This window comes from Erwinia papayae (genome assembly GCF_058241465.1).
In genome coordinates this window covers 773,538-790,346 of sequence record NZ_JBZCHT010000013.1, presented here as the reverse complement: position 1 = coordinate 790,346, position 16,809 = coordinate 773,538, and the positions used below count along the sequence as shown (strand labels likewise).

The window sequence follows — 16,809 nt, the reverse complement described above, 5'->3', positions numbered from 1 at the left end:
TCCGTACGACATTTTCTCCCGTTACCACTGCCCAATTATCTTAGTACAGCCGGGAGCTGAAGTGATTCAGCTCTTAAAACGTTATTCTGGTCTGCTCAGAATGTGTCAATTTATATCAATTCGGTTAACAGGGTGTTAGGTTTGCGTTGAAGTTTGACGATAACTACAACGAACCCACCCATCATTAAGCTGTTAACGGATATTGCTATGAAAACGTCTCTGTTTAAAAGTCTTTATTTCCAGGTCTTAACCGCTATCGCTATCGGTGTGCTGCTCGGCCATTTTTGGCCTGAACTGGGCGCGCAGATGAAGCCGCTGGGCGACGCTTTTGTAAAACTGATCAAGATGATTATCGCCCCGGTGATTTTTTGTACCGTGGTGACCGGCATTGCCGGAATGGAGAGTATGAAAGCCGTGGGGCGCACCGGTGCTGTGGCGCTGCTCTATTTTGAGATTGTCAGCACCATCGCGCTGATTATCGGTCTGGTGGTGGTTAACGTGCTGCAACCGGGTTCCGGGATGAATGTCGATCCGGCCACGCTGGATGCCAAAGCGGTGGCTGTCTATGCCCAGCAGGCGGAGCAGCAGGGTATTATTCCCTTCCTGCTGGATATTATTCCGGGCAGTGTGATTGGTGCCTTTGCCAGCGGCAATATTCTCCAGGTGTTGCTGTTCGCCATTCTGTTCGGTTTTGCCCTGCATCGCATGGGTGATAAAGGCACGCTGGTATTCAATTTTATCGAGAGTTTCTCCCGCGTCATCTTCGGCATCATCAATATGATTATGCGTCTGGCCCCGATTGGTGCCTTCGGCGCGATGGCGTTTACCATCGGTAAATATGGCGTTGGCTCGCTGGTACAGCTCGGCCAGCTGATTATCTGTTTCTATATCACCTGCGTGCTGTTCGTGGTGATTGTGCTGGGATTAATCGCCCGCGTGGTCGGCTTTAATATCTTTAAATTTATTGCCTACATAAAAGAAGAGCTGTTGATCGTGCTGGGCACCTCTTCGTCGGAGTCGGCACTGCCACGTATGCTGGACAAGATGGAAAAGCTGGGCTGTAAAAAGTCGGTAGTCGGCCTGGTGATCCCTACCGGTTACTCTTTTAACCTCGATGGCACCTCGATTTATCTGACGATGGCTGCGGTATTTATTGCTCAGGCCACCAACGCCCATATGGATATTTTCCATCAGATAACCCTGCTGGTGGTGCTGCTGCTCTCCTCGAAAGGAGCCGCAGGCGTGACCGGCAGTGGCTTTATCGTGCTGGCGGCGACGCTGTCTGCCGTCGGTCATCTGCCGGTGGCCGGACTGGCGCTGATTCTGGGGATTGACCGCTTTATGTCCGAAGCACGTGCGCTAACCAATCTGATTGGTAATGGTGTGGCGACGGTGGTCGTGGCGAAGTGGGTCGATCAGCTGGATGAAAAGCAACTGAATGAGACGCTTTCTGCCTCAGGAAAGGCTAAAAAGCTGTCTGAAATCTGAAGATAAGCGGTTAATTCACTAAAAATCCTGACAAATGCCCGCTGCGACTTGCCCTCGCGGCGGGCATTTGCATAATAATCCCCAACAATTTTATCATTTTTCACTTTCCGCTGAGACTTCCTCGCCGGGATGTGGTCTAACAAGCTGTGCTTTCTTTTACAGCAGCCCCTGCCGACAGCAGCAGGCTGAAGACCGCCAGTGATTATTTTTTGGTTTGTGATTGAGTAGGGGTTCACATGCAGGGCACCAGAATTCGTCTTTTGGTTGGTGGAATACTGCTGACCGCTGCCTGCGGTATGGTTCAGGCTGAAACGCTGCAACCCGATCCCGCCTGGCAGCAGGGAAAACTCAACAATGATTTCAGCTGGCAGGTGCTGGCTACGCCTCAGCGTCCCAGCGACCGTGTTGAAGTTCGTTTAATGGTTAATACCGGCTCGCTGATGGAAAATACGCAGCAGGGCGGATACAGCCACTTACTGCCACGTCTGGCACTGGTGCATAACGCAAAGCTGGATACCGCGCAGCAGCGTTCACTGTGGCAGCAAAGTATCGACCCGGATCGGCCACAGCCGCCCGCGTTAACCTCTTATGACTACACGCTTTATTCCCTCAGTCTGCCAAACAACCGTCCGGAAATGGTGAAAGAGGCGCTCAGCTGGCTGGCCGCCACCGTGGGTGATATGAGCATTAACCAGCAGACCGTCGGCACGGCGCTGAATGCGGACGACCCCATTGCCAGCTGGCCAGCCAATCCGCGGGATGTCTGGTGGCGTTACCGGTTGAAAGGTTCACCGCTGTTGGGGCACGATCCCCTGACGCCTCCTGATGTGCCGGTCGATCCGGAAAAACTTAACGCCTTTTATAAGCAGTGGTATACCCCGGATGCGATGACCCTGTTTGTGGTGGGCAACGTTGACAGCCGCAGTCTGGTGGAACAGATCAACAAAGCATTTTCACCGTTGCAGGGTAAGCGAACCACCCCGACGCCGATACCCACGCTGCCGCCATTGCCACCGCAGCCGGTTAATCTGGTGAATGGCAACCTGAATCAGGATCGCCTGTCGCTGGTGTGGGATGCGGCGTGGCAACCCATTCGTGATGCGCAAAATCTGCAACGCTACTGGCAAAGCGATCTGGCGCGTGAAGCGCTGTTCTGGCACGTTCAGCGTGTGCTGAGCCAGAGTAAAGCGCAGAAAGTCCAGGTAGGTTTTGACTGCCGCGTGCTTTATCAGCGTGCGCAGTGTGCCATTAATCTCGATGCCGATAACGCAACGCTGGGCAGCAATCTTAATCTGGTGGCCCATGAGATGGCGAATATTCGCGACAACGGTCTGCCGCAGGAAGAGTTTGACGCGCTGATGGCGCAAAAGACCGCCGAGCTGAGCAAACTGTTTGCTACCTATGCCCGCACCGATACGGATGTGTTGATGAGCCAGCGCCTGCGTTCGCAGCAGAACGCCGTGGTGGATATCGCGCCTGAGCAGTATCAGAAGCTGCGACAGAACTTCCTGTCGGGCCTGACGTTGCAGATGATGAACCAGGAGCTGCGCCAGCAGCTGTCGCAGGATATGACCATGGTGTTGATCCAGCCGCAGGGGGAAGCGGAAACGGATATGCAGATGCTGCAACAGAGCTGGCAGAAGATTATGCAGCCGACCACGCCAGCGCCTGCCAGTACCCTTGATGAAACGAGACCGGAAGTGTCTGATATCCCCGCTTCACACAACTAACATCGTGGCCACCCGGTCCTGCAACAAGGGGACCGGGTGGCGTGGATCGGTCTGTCTCATCTCTCACCACTTGCGCGCCCGCAGCCATTCATTGACCAGCATCGGCCAGCTTGCCAGCGGCAGGTCGGCGACGTTACGAATGCCAAAGCCGTGGCCGCCCTTCTCGTAGAAATGCAGTTCACTGGCGACCTTTTTTTCCCGCAGCGCACTGAACATCAGCATACTGTTGTTGATCGGCACGGCCTGATCGTTAACGGCATGAATCAGCAGGGTTTGCGGTGTTTCCTCGCTGACGCGGGTTTCTACTGACCAGTTGTCAATCTCCTGCTGAGTCGGATGTTCCCCCAACAGACGCTGGCGTGAGCCGGGATGCGCCAGCCCTTCCCGCATACTGATTACCGGATAAAGCAGAACCAGCGCATCGGGCCTGGCAGAGAGGGAGTCGGCAATATCCTGTACCGGATAGAGTTTTTCAGCAAAGCGTGTGCCTGCGCTGGCCGCCACATAGCCCCCGGCAGAAAAGCCCATCATCACGATGCGTTTACCATTCAGGCCCTGCGCCGCCCGATGCCGCAGCACCCGCACGGCCCGTTGTGCATCAGCCAGCGGCGCATCGGCACCTTCATGGTGTCCATCCTGCGGTAAGCGGTAGGTCATCACCGCCAGCGTGTAGCCCATGGTGGTAAAAAACATCGCCAGGGCGCTGCCTTCTCTGTCGATCATAATGCGTTCGAATCCGCCGCCGGGGGCGACCAGTAGCGTCACGCCGTTAGACTCCTGCGGATACCAGATGGCTATTTCCGGGCAGCGTATGCCGGAGGCGACACGGTCATGAGGCTGAAATGCCTCGGCCAAATCAATAATTTGCGGCTGCACCTGTGAATCACTGGCGCCAGGTGCGTCACCGGTGGGCCAGATATTGATAATTGCAGTTTCCATCAATGCTCCTGTTACAGGTTTATGCCCGTGAGAAATTGCCATACGGGTGCAATATAAGCATTGTCGATTAGTTAATATTACGTCCAGAAAATAACCGTTATGGTGAGCTATTTCAGACTATGCCGTAAAAAGAGGGTGAAAAGCGCTATTTCTACAATTTCCACATATAACATTATGTTTTTACACGGCATCCATAGTGTATTATTTCTTATGATTGGCACTTAAGTGCAATCCGACGCTTCATGCTGAACCCAGCGGTAAATTGTGGCGTGATCGATATTTGCACCATGCTCAGCCAGCATCTTTTACAGCTCACGGTAACTGATGCCGTATCTGCAATACCAGCGAACTATTTTTGTAAAGGGTCGTGCCGACTGGGCCTGAGCTATCAGGCTATCAGGTAAGGCTAAGATCCACTTTCCGCGGTCAAAGCCTTAAATACGAAGATGAATCGGTAAACCGGGTTTAGATGAATTACCCGAGTAACGTCACTGAGAAGGAGATAAAAAATGGAGCCAGAACAGTCAGAATAAATCCGCTGAATATGGCATGGCTGATGAAGGTTTCCTCACAATTCTCTTTGATAAATGGTAATGCAGAATCCAGGGCAGCAGCGCCCGAGATACCGATGGCCCCGTTGGGTTGCTTCTTCCCCAGGAAATAAAGAAATATAATGCTAAGCATCTCTCTGAAGAAATCTGTCGTGAATGCCATCGCCCCCATTTCGGGCGAAACCAGCTTGTTAACCATCGGCCCTGACAGTGAGAACCAGCCAAACCCGCTTGAAACAACCAGTAATTCTCTCCACGACAGATGAGAGACGGCAGAAAAAACAAAAGCCGCTGAAACGGTAGCAAAAATGCTCAACACCGGCACAGTAATCAGTTCACGGTTGAACCGGGCTATTTTGAAACCGACGAGGTCGACTCCAACCAGATAGATTAAAAGATAGAGGACATAGCTACTGGATAAATATAAATTCTCCAGCTGGAAACCCGTTATTTTAAAAATAGCCAGGCCCAACAGAAAAGCCATTATGGCTTTTAAACAACCTTTGAACGGCGTGAAAAAAGAAAGTTCATCCTTTTTTTCTGGCGTTCCTCTGCGTTTCCTGTACAGAAAAAAGTAAGTAAAGAAAGCGATCAGTGTCGAGAAGACGAGAGCGCTTTTAATTATCTGGTATCCAACCTCACGCTGAGTAAAAACGGTGCCAAAATCAATTCCCATACAGACCAGAAGTAGCAAAACTACGCTGGAGATCCGGGAGACAAAAAATTTTTTCAGTTTCGGGCCTGATACCCTACCTGAAAAATAACCCGCTGTAAGAAGAAAAAATACCACTGCCACAGAAATTAAGGAATCATGCATCAAAAGGCCTTTTGAATTTTTAACTATATGCTTTGTCTGGTTTTTGAGAAATCAATGAGAATCATAGTGCGTTCGACCGGAGAAGAAGGTTTATTCATATGGAGATGATCCACATAATGACTGACGAGTTCATCGCATACGGCGAAGCTGTCCATAAACCCTTCCAGCTGAAAATGATGAATAATATCACTATCAGCAACTTCAGAAAGTTTTTTATTCCTCATCCCGGTTCCGGCAATATAGTTTCTTCCGCCGGACGCATTTTCGCTGCGTCTGACCAGATGAGCAAAGGTAAAAGGTTCACCGTCCTGATGGAAACAGTCTGGTGAGCTGAATCCAGGTTTAGCGTTGTTGTTGCAGGACACGTTGACCAGATGGACGCCTACATAAATCGGTAAGTAGTGGTCGGACAAACCAAAAGTGTAATGATAATCCTCAAGTATAAGATTATTCATAAAAGCCGTTTCTTTTAACTCCTGGCTGAGAGAATTGAAATAGCGAATTGACTCATGCTCAGGGTTATTAGATCCCTGGTCGTAGCCCGATTTTTTCTTCCCGCCGCGAGTTAAGGTGGGAAGCCAGAAGAGGCTGTCCGGTTGCCATGGAAGAATAATTGCATTTCCGTAACTGCGCTTTCTTAGCGTTTCATCCGGTGCATATGGGTCTTTTTCAAGATTTGCCACTTCAGTCAGCAACGTATCCATTTCAGAGGGAGAGCATTCAGTCAGAGCTTTGTAGTGCATATAACCGCAGTTTTTAAAGTCAGATGTATAAATTTCCATAATGTATATTCTTGCGTCAGAAAGTTGCCGCTAATATAAACACGCAGAACACAAAGTCAAACCACTTCATTTAATTTTCATTGATAATTATACCCAGGCATGACAAAAAAATAATAAATATATGATTTTAAATGATATCTATTTCACGCTCGATGTTTTGTGTTTAAAAAATATTAAATAAATTTAATAATAAGTTTTTCTTATTTTTTTCCATTAGCATTTACGTTACTTATATACATAAGTATGATTTATATTTATCTTTCCGGTATTTAATTTCACTAAGCAAAAAAACGATGAATTTAAATGCTATCAGATCCCATGATGTAGTTTTTTCGCAGAGCTATATGCTGCAACGATACTTTTTTTATATTATGTCTTGCTGCGGAATAAAGGCGGGTTTAATAAAAGATAAGGTTGCGATTGTCGGGTGCGGTGGGCTGGTGGGCAGACTCAGTGAATCCAGGGCTTTTCTGTAACAAATCAGGCTACCTCATCGTGAACTTTGCTACAGTGCAATTTGATCTGTTTTTCAGAAGATTTACTTTACTTACTCCTTCATGCCAGCAATTCCTGGCCTGTTTGACGAACAATACAGTGACAAAATTCTGGCGGTTTACGATCTCAGCTCGCCGGGCCAGTACGGGGATAACGGAATGTCGATGCTTCCGCCGTAAAACCCTCTCATCAATCGCTTTATTCAGCTTAGTAAGAGGGGCAGGATATGCCGCAAAAGAACGTCATCGGGCCACGTTGGCTGATTTTTACCTGTTCCCTGCTGGCTGGCGCGCTGGCGGTCAGCCTGCCCGTTCAGGCTGTCACGCCTGCCTTTCTCGATCAGGCGGTGCTGGAACAGGTCAGGCAGCAGCTTCACCACCACCAGGCCAGCGAGCCAACCCGCGAGGCCTGGCGACAGCTGAAACGCCAGGCTGATAAAGCGTTGCCTTTGCCACTGATGAGCGTGACCGAAAAGGGAATGCTGCCGCCTGGCGGAACAAAGCATGACTATCTCAGCCTCAGCGCCTACTGGTGGCCGGACCCGCAGCATCCGGATGGACGCTGGATCAGGCGCGATGGCGAGATCAATCCGGCCAGTAAAAATAATCAGTCGGATGGCGTCAGGCTGGCGGCCTTTACCGCCAGAGTCCAGACACTGACGCTGGCCTGGTATTTTTCCGGCGAGCAGAAGTATGCCGACCGGGCGATGGCGCTGCTGCGCTACTGGTTTATTAATCCGGGCAGTAAAATGAATCCCAATCTTAATTTTGCTCAGGGCGTGGAGGGCGTCGCTGCGGGACGTTCCACCGGCATTCTTGACGGACGTTATTTTGCCACCCGTGTGGTGGATTCGGTGATCCTGCTGCGCGATGCGCCGGGCTGGCAGCAGAGTGATGAACAGGGCATTCATGCCTGGATGCAGGATTACCTGAGCTGGCTGAAAAACAGCAAGGCCGGAAAACGGGAGGCCAGAGCGGAAAATAATCATGGCAGCTGGTACAACGTGCAGGTGGCGGGGATTGCCTGGTATCTTCAGGATTTGCCGCTGATCCGCCAGCAGGTCAGGGCAGCGAGAAACAGAATGCAGCAGCAGATTGCCGCCGATGGTTCACAGCCGTTGGAGCTGAAACGCACCCGTTCATTTCACTACAGTTACTTTAATCTTCAGGCGCTGGTATCACTGGCCGTACTGGCGGAAAAAGCCGGAGCTGATGACCTCTGGCGGCCTGCTGCCGTGGAAAAGGTGGCTATCCTCACCGCGCTGGACTTTATGGCTCCTTACGCTGACGCCAGCAAAGCATGGCCATACCCGTCACGGGATCGTGTCAGTGACCGGCTGATCCCACTGCTTGCGCAGGCGGACATCAGCCTGGACCGCGACCATTATCAGTCGTGGATTAAGCAGGCCACCTTCACTACGGATAATAAAGCGGAGCAGGGTGCGTCAGAGGGCGCGCGGCGCGATACCTGGTTGCTTTCACTGCCGCGTTTTGCCCGGCAGTAAGCGCTGTCCGCCTGCACCCTTATATGATGGCTGTTATCAGGGGCAGGCGTTGCGGCCCGCACGGATACCATTAACAGACTTAACTCAGGCGGGCATTGCGCTAAGCGGAATAATGGCCCCGCGATGCTGAATTACCGTACTGGCGGTGAGGTGCCCGCGCCTGGCGGCCTCTTCCGCCCCGCCGCCAGTCAGGCGAACAGCCAGATAGCCTGCGCTGAACGAATCTCCGGCGGCGGTGGTATCCACCACGCTGGCGGCGGCCAGTTTGACAGCAGGGACATCGATCAACGGCTGACCCTTCTGCGAAACCAGACAGGATTCTGCCCCGCGTTTAATCACCACTTCCGTGACGCCTGCCGCGTGCGTTCGGGCAATCACGTCGTCAGCGCTGGCCTGGCCCCACAGTAAATCCTCGTCATCCAGCGTCAGGAAGGCGATATCAGTACAGCTCAGCATCGCCTCATAGGCTGACCGGGTGACCGTCGGCGATGACCACAGACGTGGGCGGTAGTTGTTGTCAAAAATAATCCTGCCGCCGTTCTGCCGACAGGCTTTCAGCAGCGCCATCAGCTTTTCCCGGCTCTTCAGGCTGAGAATGGCCAGGCTGATACCACTGAGATAGAGATAATCGTAGCGTGCCAGTTGTTGGCAGATTTCCTCCGCCTGGTCGCTCTCCAGCCAGTAGCGGGCAGCGGCATCATTCCGCCAGTAGAGGAAGGTTCGCTCTCCTTTTGCGTCGGTTTCGATGACATACAAACCCGGAAGTTTATTTTCCATACGCTGAACCAGCCCCGTGCCCACTTTCTCCTGTTGCCAGGCATTGAGCATCTCACTGCTGAAGTTGTCCGTTCCCAGTGCCGTGACGTACTGCACGTCCAGCTGCCTTTCGGATACCTGACGGGCGAGGTAAACCGCCGTGTTAAGCGTGTCGCCACCAAATCCCTGATTCAGGTCACTGTTTTTTTTCGATAGTTCAATCATGCACTCGCCAATCACGGCTATGTTTTTTTTCGTCATGGTCGTCTGCTCATCATAAATTTGTCCCAGTCTCTTCGTACTGACAGGCAGAGTCAATGTTTTAAAACAACGTTTTATTTTTATGTAAAGGGTGAAAATACGCTGAAAAAGTCGTCTGTTAGGCCGATTGAAAATGTGTCAGCAGAGTGATAATGGCGAATATCAGGGATAAATTACCGTACAGCCTGATGCCGATACATGTTTGTGGGAAGCCCTGCCAACATGGTTTCGTCTTCTTAAAGGATCTACATATGGTGCTGAAGAATATTAGTCACCGGCTCTCCCCCTCAATTGTCGTTAAAAAACAACAACAAGAGCGTATGTACTGGCAACAATGTCAGCGCACCTATACGTTCCAGCCAATCTACCGGGTGACCGGCAGTCTGATGGCAATTGAGGTGCTCACGGCGGTGTTTCATCCTTCCGCACCGGGCCAGAGAATATCGCCGGAGTCCTATTTCGCCGCTCTTAGCGTCCATCAGCGACTGCTGATTGTTCAGGAACAGCTTGAATTACTGATAACCTGGGAGCAGAAATTTATTGCCGACCAGCTTTTGGTTTCGATCAATGTTGATGGTCCGACGCTACTGGCGGTGCAACATCATCCTGTCATCAGACAGCTGATTGCCCGTTGCCCCTGGCTGCGTGTCGAGCTGGTGGAACACCACAATCTGCCAGGAAAGCAGGTGGTTGCGCAGATACCGGAACTGGGGCCCTTGTGGCTGGATGATTTTGGTTCAGGAATGGCGAACTTCTCAGCGCTGACTGAACTTGAGTTTGGCTACATCAAACTGGCGCGCGAACTGTTTATGCTGCTGCGCGCGTCAGAAGAGGGGCAAAATCTGTTCAACTCCCTGCTGTTGCTGATTAGCCGTTATTGCCAGGGCGTGATTGTTGAAGGCGTCGAAACCGCTGAAGAGTGGCTCCAGGTGAAGAATTCACCCGCTGTTGCTGCCCAGGGCTACTTTTTCTCCCGCCCGCTCCCCTTTGATCGGTTGGATAACCTGCCGTTTCACCTCGCCTGATGTTGTTTCCGCGCGCCTCGTCTATCTTTACTTAACACAGGAGTAAGGAAGAGGACGAAGCATGTCGCGAGCAGGAAAAATAATTAGCTGGATTGTCGGGATTTTTTTGTTACTGGTGGTTGTGCTGGTGATTATTATCGCCACATTTGACTGGAACCGCCTCAAACCCACCATTAACCAGAAAGTCTCTGATGAGCTGAACCGGCCTTTTGCCATTCGTGGTGATTTAGGCATGGCCTGGCAACGTAATCGCGATGAGCCAGGCTGGCGGCGCTGGATACCCTGGCCGCATCTCCATGCCGAAGATATTATGCTGGGCAATCCTCCGGATATTGCTGATGTAACCATGGTGCATCTCCAGCGCGTGGATGCCACCCTGTCGCCGCTGGCCCTGCTGCACAAGCAAATCTTTATTCCGTGGATCAAATTACAACAGCCAGACGCTCGCCTTATCCAGAATGCTGACCGCCATAATAACTGGACCTTCAATCTTGCGGACAGCGATAAAACGCAGCCCGCACAGCAGCCGTCGTCCTGGTCTTTCAGACTCGATAATATCCTGTTCGATAAGGGGAATATTACCTATCGTGATGCCATAAATAAGGCCGATGTGCAGGTTACGGTTACGCCGCTGGGTAAACCGGTGCCTTATGCCCAGCTTGCGGGTAGCAAAGAGGATGTCGCCAGTAAAGGTGCTTCAGACTTTTTTTTTGGCTGGCAGGCCAACGGCACTTACAACAATGAGAAGCTCAGCGGTGAAGGCAAAATCGGGGGCATGCTCTCCTTACGTAGTCAGACCAATCCCTTTCCGTTGCAGGCCGATCTGCGTAATGGCACCACCCGTGTTCAGGTTGCCGGTAGTTTGCAGGACCCCCTCAACCTGGGAGGGTTGAATATTCGTCTGCGTTTTGCCGGTGACACGCTGGCTAATCTGTATGGTCTGACCGGTATTTTGCTGCCGGATACCCCGCCGTATGAAACCGATGGTCATCTGATCGCCCGTTTCCAGGACAAGGCTGGCCCCGTATTCCGCTACGAAAACTTTAATGGTCATATTGGTGACAGTGATATCCACGGATCAATGACCTGGAGCCAGATCAAGCCCCGCCCCAAACTACAAGGGACGCTGGAATCGCGCCAGTTACGCATGGCTGACCTGGGGCCGCTGATTGGCGTGAAATCGGGCAAGGGCAGCGACAAAACGGAAAAAGCAAAGGCGGCGAGGGGGGAGGCATCCAACCAGCCAGCGGACCGGGTATTACCCCATGACAAGTTTGATACCAAAAGCTGGGATGTGATGGATGCCGATGTGAAGTTCAGCGGCAAGCGCATCGAACACAGTGATTCGCTGCCGTTAAGCGATCTCTACACCCATCTGGTGCTGAAAAACGGCGATTTGCTGCTGGATCCGCTACGTTTCGGCATGGCGGGGGGCACGTTAAACAGCACTATTCATATGGCCGGAGATACCACGCCAATGCGGGCGCGAGCCGACCTTCATGCCCGTAATCTCAAACTGAAACAGCTGTTTCCTGGCGTAAAGGCAATGCAAAGCAGCATGGGGCAGATGAACGGCGATGCAACCCTGAGCGGAACGGGGAATTCAGTGGCTGATATTCTTGCTACCAGTAACGGTGAGCTGAAACTGCTGATGAATGATGGGGTGATCAGCCGCAGCCTGATGGAAATTGTCGGTCTAAACGTTGGTAACTATGTTGTCGGGAAACTCTTTGGTGATGATGAGGTTCGCATCAACTGTGCGGCGGCAGATTTGAATGTTACCAACGGGCTGGCCTCCAGTCGGCTGTTTGTTTTTGATACGGAAAATGCGGTAATCAATATTACCGGCACCACCAACTTTGCTAATGAACGGATGGACCTGTCGATTAACCCGGAAAGCAAAGGGATCCGCATTATCACCCTGCGTTCCCCTCTGTATGTGCGCGGCACGTTCAAAAACCCGGATGCGGGTGTCAAGGCGGGTCCGTTACTGGCGAGGGGAGCGGCAGCCGTTGCTCTGGGGGCGGTAGTTGCTCCTGCGGCGGCGCTGTTAGCGCTGATTTCGCCCAGCGACAACGAGCAGAATCAGTGTACCAACGTGCTCTCGCAGATGAAGAGTAAAAAGTAAACGCAGTGAAAAAACCGGCCATCAGGCCGGTTAATGATGCTGTTGATAACGAATCCGTTGCTCAATACAAAAGATTCAGGCGGTTAGCAATATCGACAGGCGCAATGTCCGTACTGTTGTTATATAAAAACTCAATTTTACCTAAATACTGGTCTGAGGTAATGCTGTTACTGTTGGATATATTCAAAAGGGGAGAGGGGAACTCTGCGCATAATCAACAACAGGCATTTTCACTGATATGCCAGTTAATTCAGAGCGTTAATGGTACTCCAGCAAACCAGATCGGGCTGCATGACAGCCTGATCACCGATTTGGCGATGGAATCTGTTGAGCTGATTGATCCACTGATGCAGCTTGAAGGGCATGGCGTGGTGATTGAAGAATCAGAAATTACCCGTACATTAACCGTTGCCTGCCTGGTGCGTCATTTTATGTCGGCTGCGAAAGCCTGACCACTTCCACTCAGGACTGCCGTCAGGCGGTCCTTTTAAAGCCTGCCTCACTCTGCATTCAGAAAAACATCACAATAATTTTATAGTTTCATAGGTTAACCGTTGTGTTTTTCCTGCCAAAAATCCCCTAAGCTGCGGTGATAAAAGGATTTGACTGCTGGTGCTCAACTAATCACGCAGCGGGAATTTCACAATATCGTGAAATTAAATGGAACCTTTACTGAAGATTTGCCACATAACCAGCCACATCGCCGGGTAAAAATTTTGGGTGTGAAAACAAAGCCTGTGGTGGTCGGCTCATCCGACACAAACAGGATATTTAACCACCTGTAAATCGAACGGCCCGGTTTCTTTCGCTGATTATTTAGTGAGTCATCAATTTATGAAAATCTGGAACAGTATAAATATCCGCGTGTTGCTGTGGGCAACCTTTATTGGCGGTGCTATCAGCTCGCTGGTGAAATCCGGCTCGGAACCCAATATGCCTCCGCGCGTGGCGGGTGAAATATCGCCACCTGCGATGAATATCGATGCGTGGCTTGGCGGATTCGGCATTAACTCTCATTCGCTGGATTATGTTTATCAGCAGGCCACGGTCCCCGGCGCGGTGATGCCCTATCACTGGTTGTTCAGTTTTATCCTTGCGTTCGTCTATGTTTTCCTGTCAGCGTGGATGCCGAAAATCAGGCTCTGGTACGGGGCGTTTTATGGAATCCTGATCACGCTGGTGATGCATGGCCTGTTAATTCCGGCCCTCGGTTTCAGAAAGCCGGTCTACATTGAGGGAAAAACAGGCTGGCTGTGGAATCTGAACGGCTACGAGCTGTGGAGTGAGCTGATTGGGCATATTTGCTGGTCAGTGTCGATTGAAATAAGCCTGATCGCGGTTCTGGCTATCTATGCGAAGAAAATAAGCGGTAACTGGACGCTGTAGTCAGCACATCCCATGCTTTACCTGTTAAAAAAACCGGCCAGGCGGCCGGTTTTTTTGTTTCAGTCGTACAGCGACTGATGACGGGTTTCTTTGCTGGCAATCAGCGCAAACAGCGTCAGGCAGGCCATCGTTGCCAGATAGATACCTACCCAGAACAGACCGTAAGCGTGGGTCAGCCAGGTGGCGATGTATGGAGCAACCGAAGCACCCAGAATCGACGACAGGTTATAAGAGAACGACGCGCCGGTATAACGAACTTCGGTGGGAAAAAGTTCTGGCAGCAGCGCACCCATTGGACCAAAGGTCAGCCCCATGATGCTCAGGCCACACAGCAGGAATGCCATCACCAGTAGTGGATGACCGGAACCCAACATCGACGGGAAGACCAGCGCGAAAGCGATAATCGCCAGCGTAATCACAATCATCGTCTTGCGACGGCCATAGCGGTCGGCCAGCAGCCCTGCAACGGGCACCATCACGCCAAAACCAATCACCGCCAGCATTAACATCCACAGCATGGTATTACGCGGGAAACCCAAACCATTGGGAGCAGCCGTGGTGCCGTAACTCATTGAGTAGACGGTCATAATGTAGAACAGCGTGTAGGTCGCCAGCATGATAAAGGTGCCGATGAGGGTGGCTTTCAGATGGCTGGACAACAATGTACCGATCGGCACTTTGACCTGCTTTTTCTCTTTTTTCACTTTTGCGAAAACCGGCGATTCGTTCAGCGATACCCGTACATACAGGCCCACCAGCACCAGCACGGCAGAGAGAATAAAGGGCACACGCCAGCCCCACTGCATAAACTGTTCTTCGCTCAGCAGCCAGGAGAGCAGCAAAAAAGTGCCGTTGGCGAAGAAGAAGCCGATGGGCGCACCCAGCTGAGGAAAGGATCCGTACAGCGCCCGTTTTTTCGCCGGGGCATTTTCCGTTGCCAGCAGTGCGGCACCACCCCATTCGCCGCCGAGACCCAGCCCCTGACCAAAACGGGCCAGCGCCAGCAACAGCGGGGCAAAGACGCCGATGGTTTCATAGCCGGGGAGCAGGCCAATCACCACGGTTGAAATCCCCATCGTCAGCAGCGATGCCACCAGCGTCACTTTACGACCGGCGCGATCGCCGAAGTGACCAAACAGCGCGGAGCCGATCGGACGGGCAATAAAGGCAATAGCGAAGGTAGCCAGCGACTGAAGCGTGGCGACGGTGGCATCACCCTGCGGGAAGAAAATATGGGGGAAGACAATGACTGCTGCGGTGGCATAAATATAGAAATCAAAAAACTCAATGGCGGTACCGACCAGCGAAGCGACCAGCACTTTTCCGCGTGAGTTTACCGGAGTGGCATCATGTTCGCTGTCTGGATTTGGGGCGATGGAAGCGTGCATATCTCTTTCTTATAGTTCAAACGTAAAAAGGGAATCTTACGCACCCGCTCTGGCGCATTCAATGGCGAAAAGCCCACCGCCGGGTGCATCGGCAAGGGAAAAGAGGATCCTGCGAAAGATGGCAAAATTGCCGGGAGATGGCAGGGAGAATGATGACTTTCATGGTAATAAACACCAGCAAAGCGTAATAAAAAGTGTCAGTCAGCTTTAAATGTTGAATTTTGCGCAAAAAATGGCCGACTGACGCGATTTTCAACTCATTTCAGGGTGGCTCTGAGATGAGCTGGCTCTTTTCCGCAACCCGCCATTTTCCACTAAATCAATCCTAAATGAACGGTAATTAGCGCTCTGCGTAAGGTCTTTTGCTGATCAAAAGCAGGTTGAGCCTGCTGTACAGCAAATAGACTTCTGCCCCACCGTTACTGACTCATTCCCGGAAGGTTTTGTCCAGATGATCACAAAATTCCAAACTCTCAACCGTTTGCTGTTGCCGCTACTGCTGGTCCTGAGTGTATCTTCACCTGCGGCCACGCCTCCGGCGGTTTCCGTCGTCACGCTGACGCATCAGAATGTTGCACCCACTACCCGCTATCTGGGCAGGATTGAACCACTGCGGGCGGTGGATGTCGTTTCCCGCACCGAAGGCATGGTGGCTAAGCGTGGTTTTCTGGATGGTGAAATGGTCAGCGCAGGACAGCTGCTGTTTGCGATCGAACCGGCTGAGCATAAGGCTTTACTGGCAAGGGCGGAGGCACAGGTCAGCCATGCCCGCGCCCAGGCCAGTAATGCCCGCCAGCATCTCAGCCGTTTACAGCGTCTGGGTACGGGCACGGTGGTCAGTCAGTCGGATCTGGACAGCGCCATTGCCAGCCGTGACATGGCGGCTGCCACGCTGAAAGAAGCCGAAGCGCAGTTGCAGACCCAGCGTCTGAACCTCGGTTTTACCCGCATTACCGCCCCTGTCACCGGTCGTGCCGGACACAGCGAGGTGCATGAAGGAAGCCTGGTGAATCCGGCGAGGGGTACGCTGGTGACGCTGAATGAAATTGATCCCGTGCGGGTGGTGATTGCGGTCAGTGAACGGGATTATATTGCCGCCAGCCAGCAGGGGCTGGTGACGGATGTACGGAAGGTCAGTCAGGCGCTGACGCCACGGCTGCAACTTGCCAACGGTGAGCACTACCCACAGCGGGGGGAGTTTGTCTCGGTTGATAATCACATTGACAGCCATACGGGCACGGTGGCGGTCAGCCTGCAATTTGCTAATCCGCAGCACCTGTTGCTGCCCGGCGGCGTGGTGAACGTTGAACTGGAACCCCTGGCGAAAGCCGCATTACTGCTGCCCCTGGCGGCGCTTCAGCAGGATGCTCAGGGCTATTATGTGCTGCGGGTGGTGGAGAATCAGGTGGAGCGTGTTGGCATCACCGTCGGCGTGCAACTGGGTCAGCACTACGTGGTGACCTCTGGTCTGCATGAGGGCGACCGGGTGATTGTTGCTGGTGTGCAACGCGTCCGGCCCGGTATGTCGGTCACCGCCACCGAAGCGCCATAAGGAGCCT

General features: G+C 52.1%; 13 protein-coding genes. 8 read left to right on the top strand and 5 right to left on the bottom strand.

Annotation, left to right across the window (positions count from 1 at the left end):
* Positions 1-207: 207 nt before the first annotated feature.
* Positions 208-1,488, top strand: coding sequence for a dicarboxylate/amino acid:cation symporter (locus AC3RPL_RS19780; protein ID WP_490741268.1), 1,281 nt, complete (start codon positions 208-210; stop codon positions 1,486-1,488).
* A 236-nt stretch (positions 1,489-1,724) separates the two neighbouring features.
* Positions 1,725-3,218, top strand: coding sequence for a M16 family metallopeptidase (locus tag AC3RPL_RS19775; protein ID WP_490741267.1), 1,494 nt, complete (start codon positions 1,725-1,727; stop codon positions 3,216-3,218).
* Between the two features lie 63 nt (positions 3,219-3,281).
* On the opposite strand, the gene AC3RPL_RS19770 is transcribed toward AC3RPL_RS19775, so the two are convergent.
* The 3 genes from AC3RPL_RS19770 to AC3RPL_RS19760 all read right to left on the bottom strand — a co-directional run bounded on the left by AC3RPL_RS19770 (position 3,282) and on the right by AC3RPL_RS19760 (position 6,217).
* Positions 3,282-4,157, bottom strand: coding sequence for an alpha/beta hydrolase (locus tag AC3RPL_RS19770; RefSeq protein ID WP_034934760.1), 876 nt, complete (start codon positions 4,155-4,157; stop codon positions 3,282-3,284).
* A 474-nt stretch (positions 4,158-4,631) separates the two neighbouring features.
* The gene (locus tag AC3RPL_RS19765; RefSeq protein ID WP_490741266.1) at positions 4,632-5,525 is read right to left on the bottom strand and encodes a LysO family transporter; all 894 of its coding nucleotides are present in this window, start codon (positions 5,523-5,525) and stop codon (positions 4,632-4,634) included.
* Positions 5,526-5,548: 23 nt separating this feature from the next.
* Positions 5,549-6,217 carry a 2OG-Fe dioxygenase family protein gene (locus AC3RPL_RS19760; protein ID WP_490742101.1) on the bottom strand — a complete coding sequence of 223 codons (669 nt, stop codon included), beginning with the start codon at positions 6,215-6,217 and terminating at the stop codon, positions 5,549-5,551.
* Positions 6,218-7,028: 811 nt separating this feature from the next.
* Between AC3RPL_RS19760 and AC3RPL_RS19755 the strand changes: the two genes are divergently transcribed.
* Positions 7,029-8,306, top strand: coding sequence for an alginate lyase family protein (locus AC3RPL_RS19755; protein WP_490741265.1), 1,278 nt, complete (start codon positions 7,029-7,031; stop codon positions 8,304-8,306).
* Between the two features lie 84 nt (positions 8,307-8,390).
* Here the strand turns inward: AC3RPL_RS19755 and kdgK are convergent, their stop codons facing one another.
* Complete coding sequence (kdgK, locus tag AC3RPL_RS19750; protein WP_490741264.1) at positions 8,391-9,323, bottom strand: 2-dehydro-3-deoxygluconokinase; 933 nt, start codon at positions 9,321-9,323, stop codon at positions 8,391-8,393.
* 251 nt (positions 9,324-9,574) lie between these two features.
* Between kdgK and pdeH the strand changes: the two genes are divergently transcribed.
* The 4 genes from pdeH (at position 9,575) to AC3RPL_RS19730 (ending at position 13,862) form a co-directional block, all read left to right on the top strand.
* Entirely contained in the window at positions 9,575-10,348 is a 774-nt protein-coding gene (pdeH, locus tag AC3RPL_RS19745; RefSeq protein ID WP_490741263.1) for a cyclic-guanylate-specific phosphodiesterase, read from the top strand.
* A 61-nt stretch (positions 10,349-10,409) separates the two neighbouring features.
* On the top strand, positions 10,410-12,476 hold the full coding sequence (locus AC3RPL_RS19740) for an AsmA family protein (RefSeq protein ID WP_490741262.1): 2,067 nt from the start codon (positions 10,410-10,412) through the stop codon (positions 12,474-12,476).
* A gap of 161 nt (positions 12,477-12,637) precedes the next feature.
* Positions 12,638-12,928 (top strand): acyl carrier protein, encoded by a 291-nt coding sequence (locus tag AC3RPL_RS19735; RefSeq protein WP_490741261.1) that lies wholly within the window; start codon positions 12,638-12,640, stop codon positions 12,926-12,928.
* Between the two features lie 382 nt (positions 12,929-13,310).
* Positions 13,311-13,862 (top strand): YagU family protein, encoded by a 552-nt coding sequence (locus AC3RPL_RS19730; protein ID WP_490741260.1) that lies wholly within the window; start codon positions 13,311-13,313, stop codon positions 13,860-13,862.
* A gap of 59 nt (positions 13,863-13,921) precedes the next feature.
* Here the strand turns inward: AC3RPL_RS19730 and AC3RPL_RS19725 are convergent, their stop codons facing one another.
* Positions 13,922-15,250, bottom strand: coding sequence for an MFS transporter (locus tag AC3RPL_RS19725; RefSeq protein ID WP_490741259.1), 1,329 nt, complete (start codon positions 15,248-15,250; stop codon positions 13,922-13,924).
* Positions 15,251-15,701: 451 nt separating this feature from the next.
* Between AC3RPL_RS19725 and AC3RPL_RS19720 the strand changes: the two genes are divergently transcribed.
* Complete coding sequence (locus tag AC3RPL_RS19720) at positions 15,702-16,802, top strand: efflux RND transporter periplasmic adaptor subunit (protein ID WP_490741258.1); 1,101 nt, start codon at positions 15,702-15,704, stop codon at positions 16,800-16,802.
* Positions 16,803-16,809 lie beyond the last annotated feature (7 nt).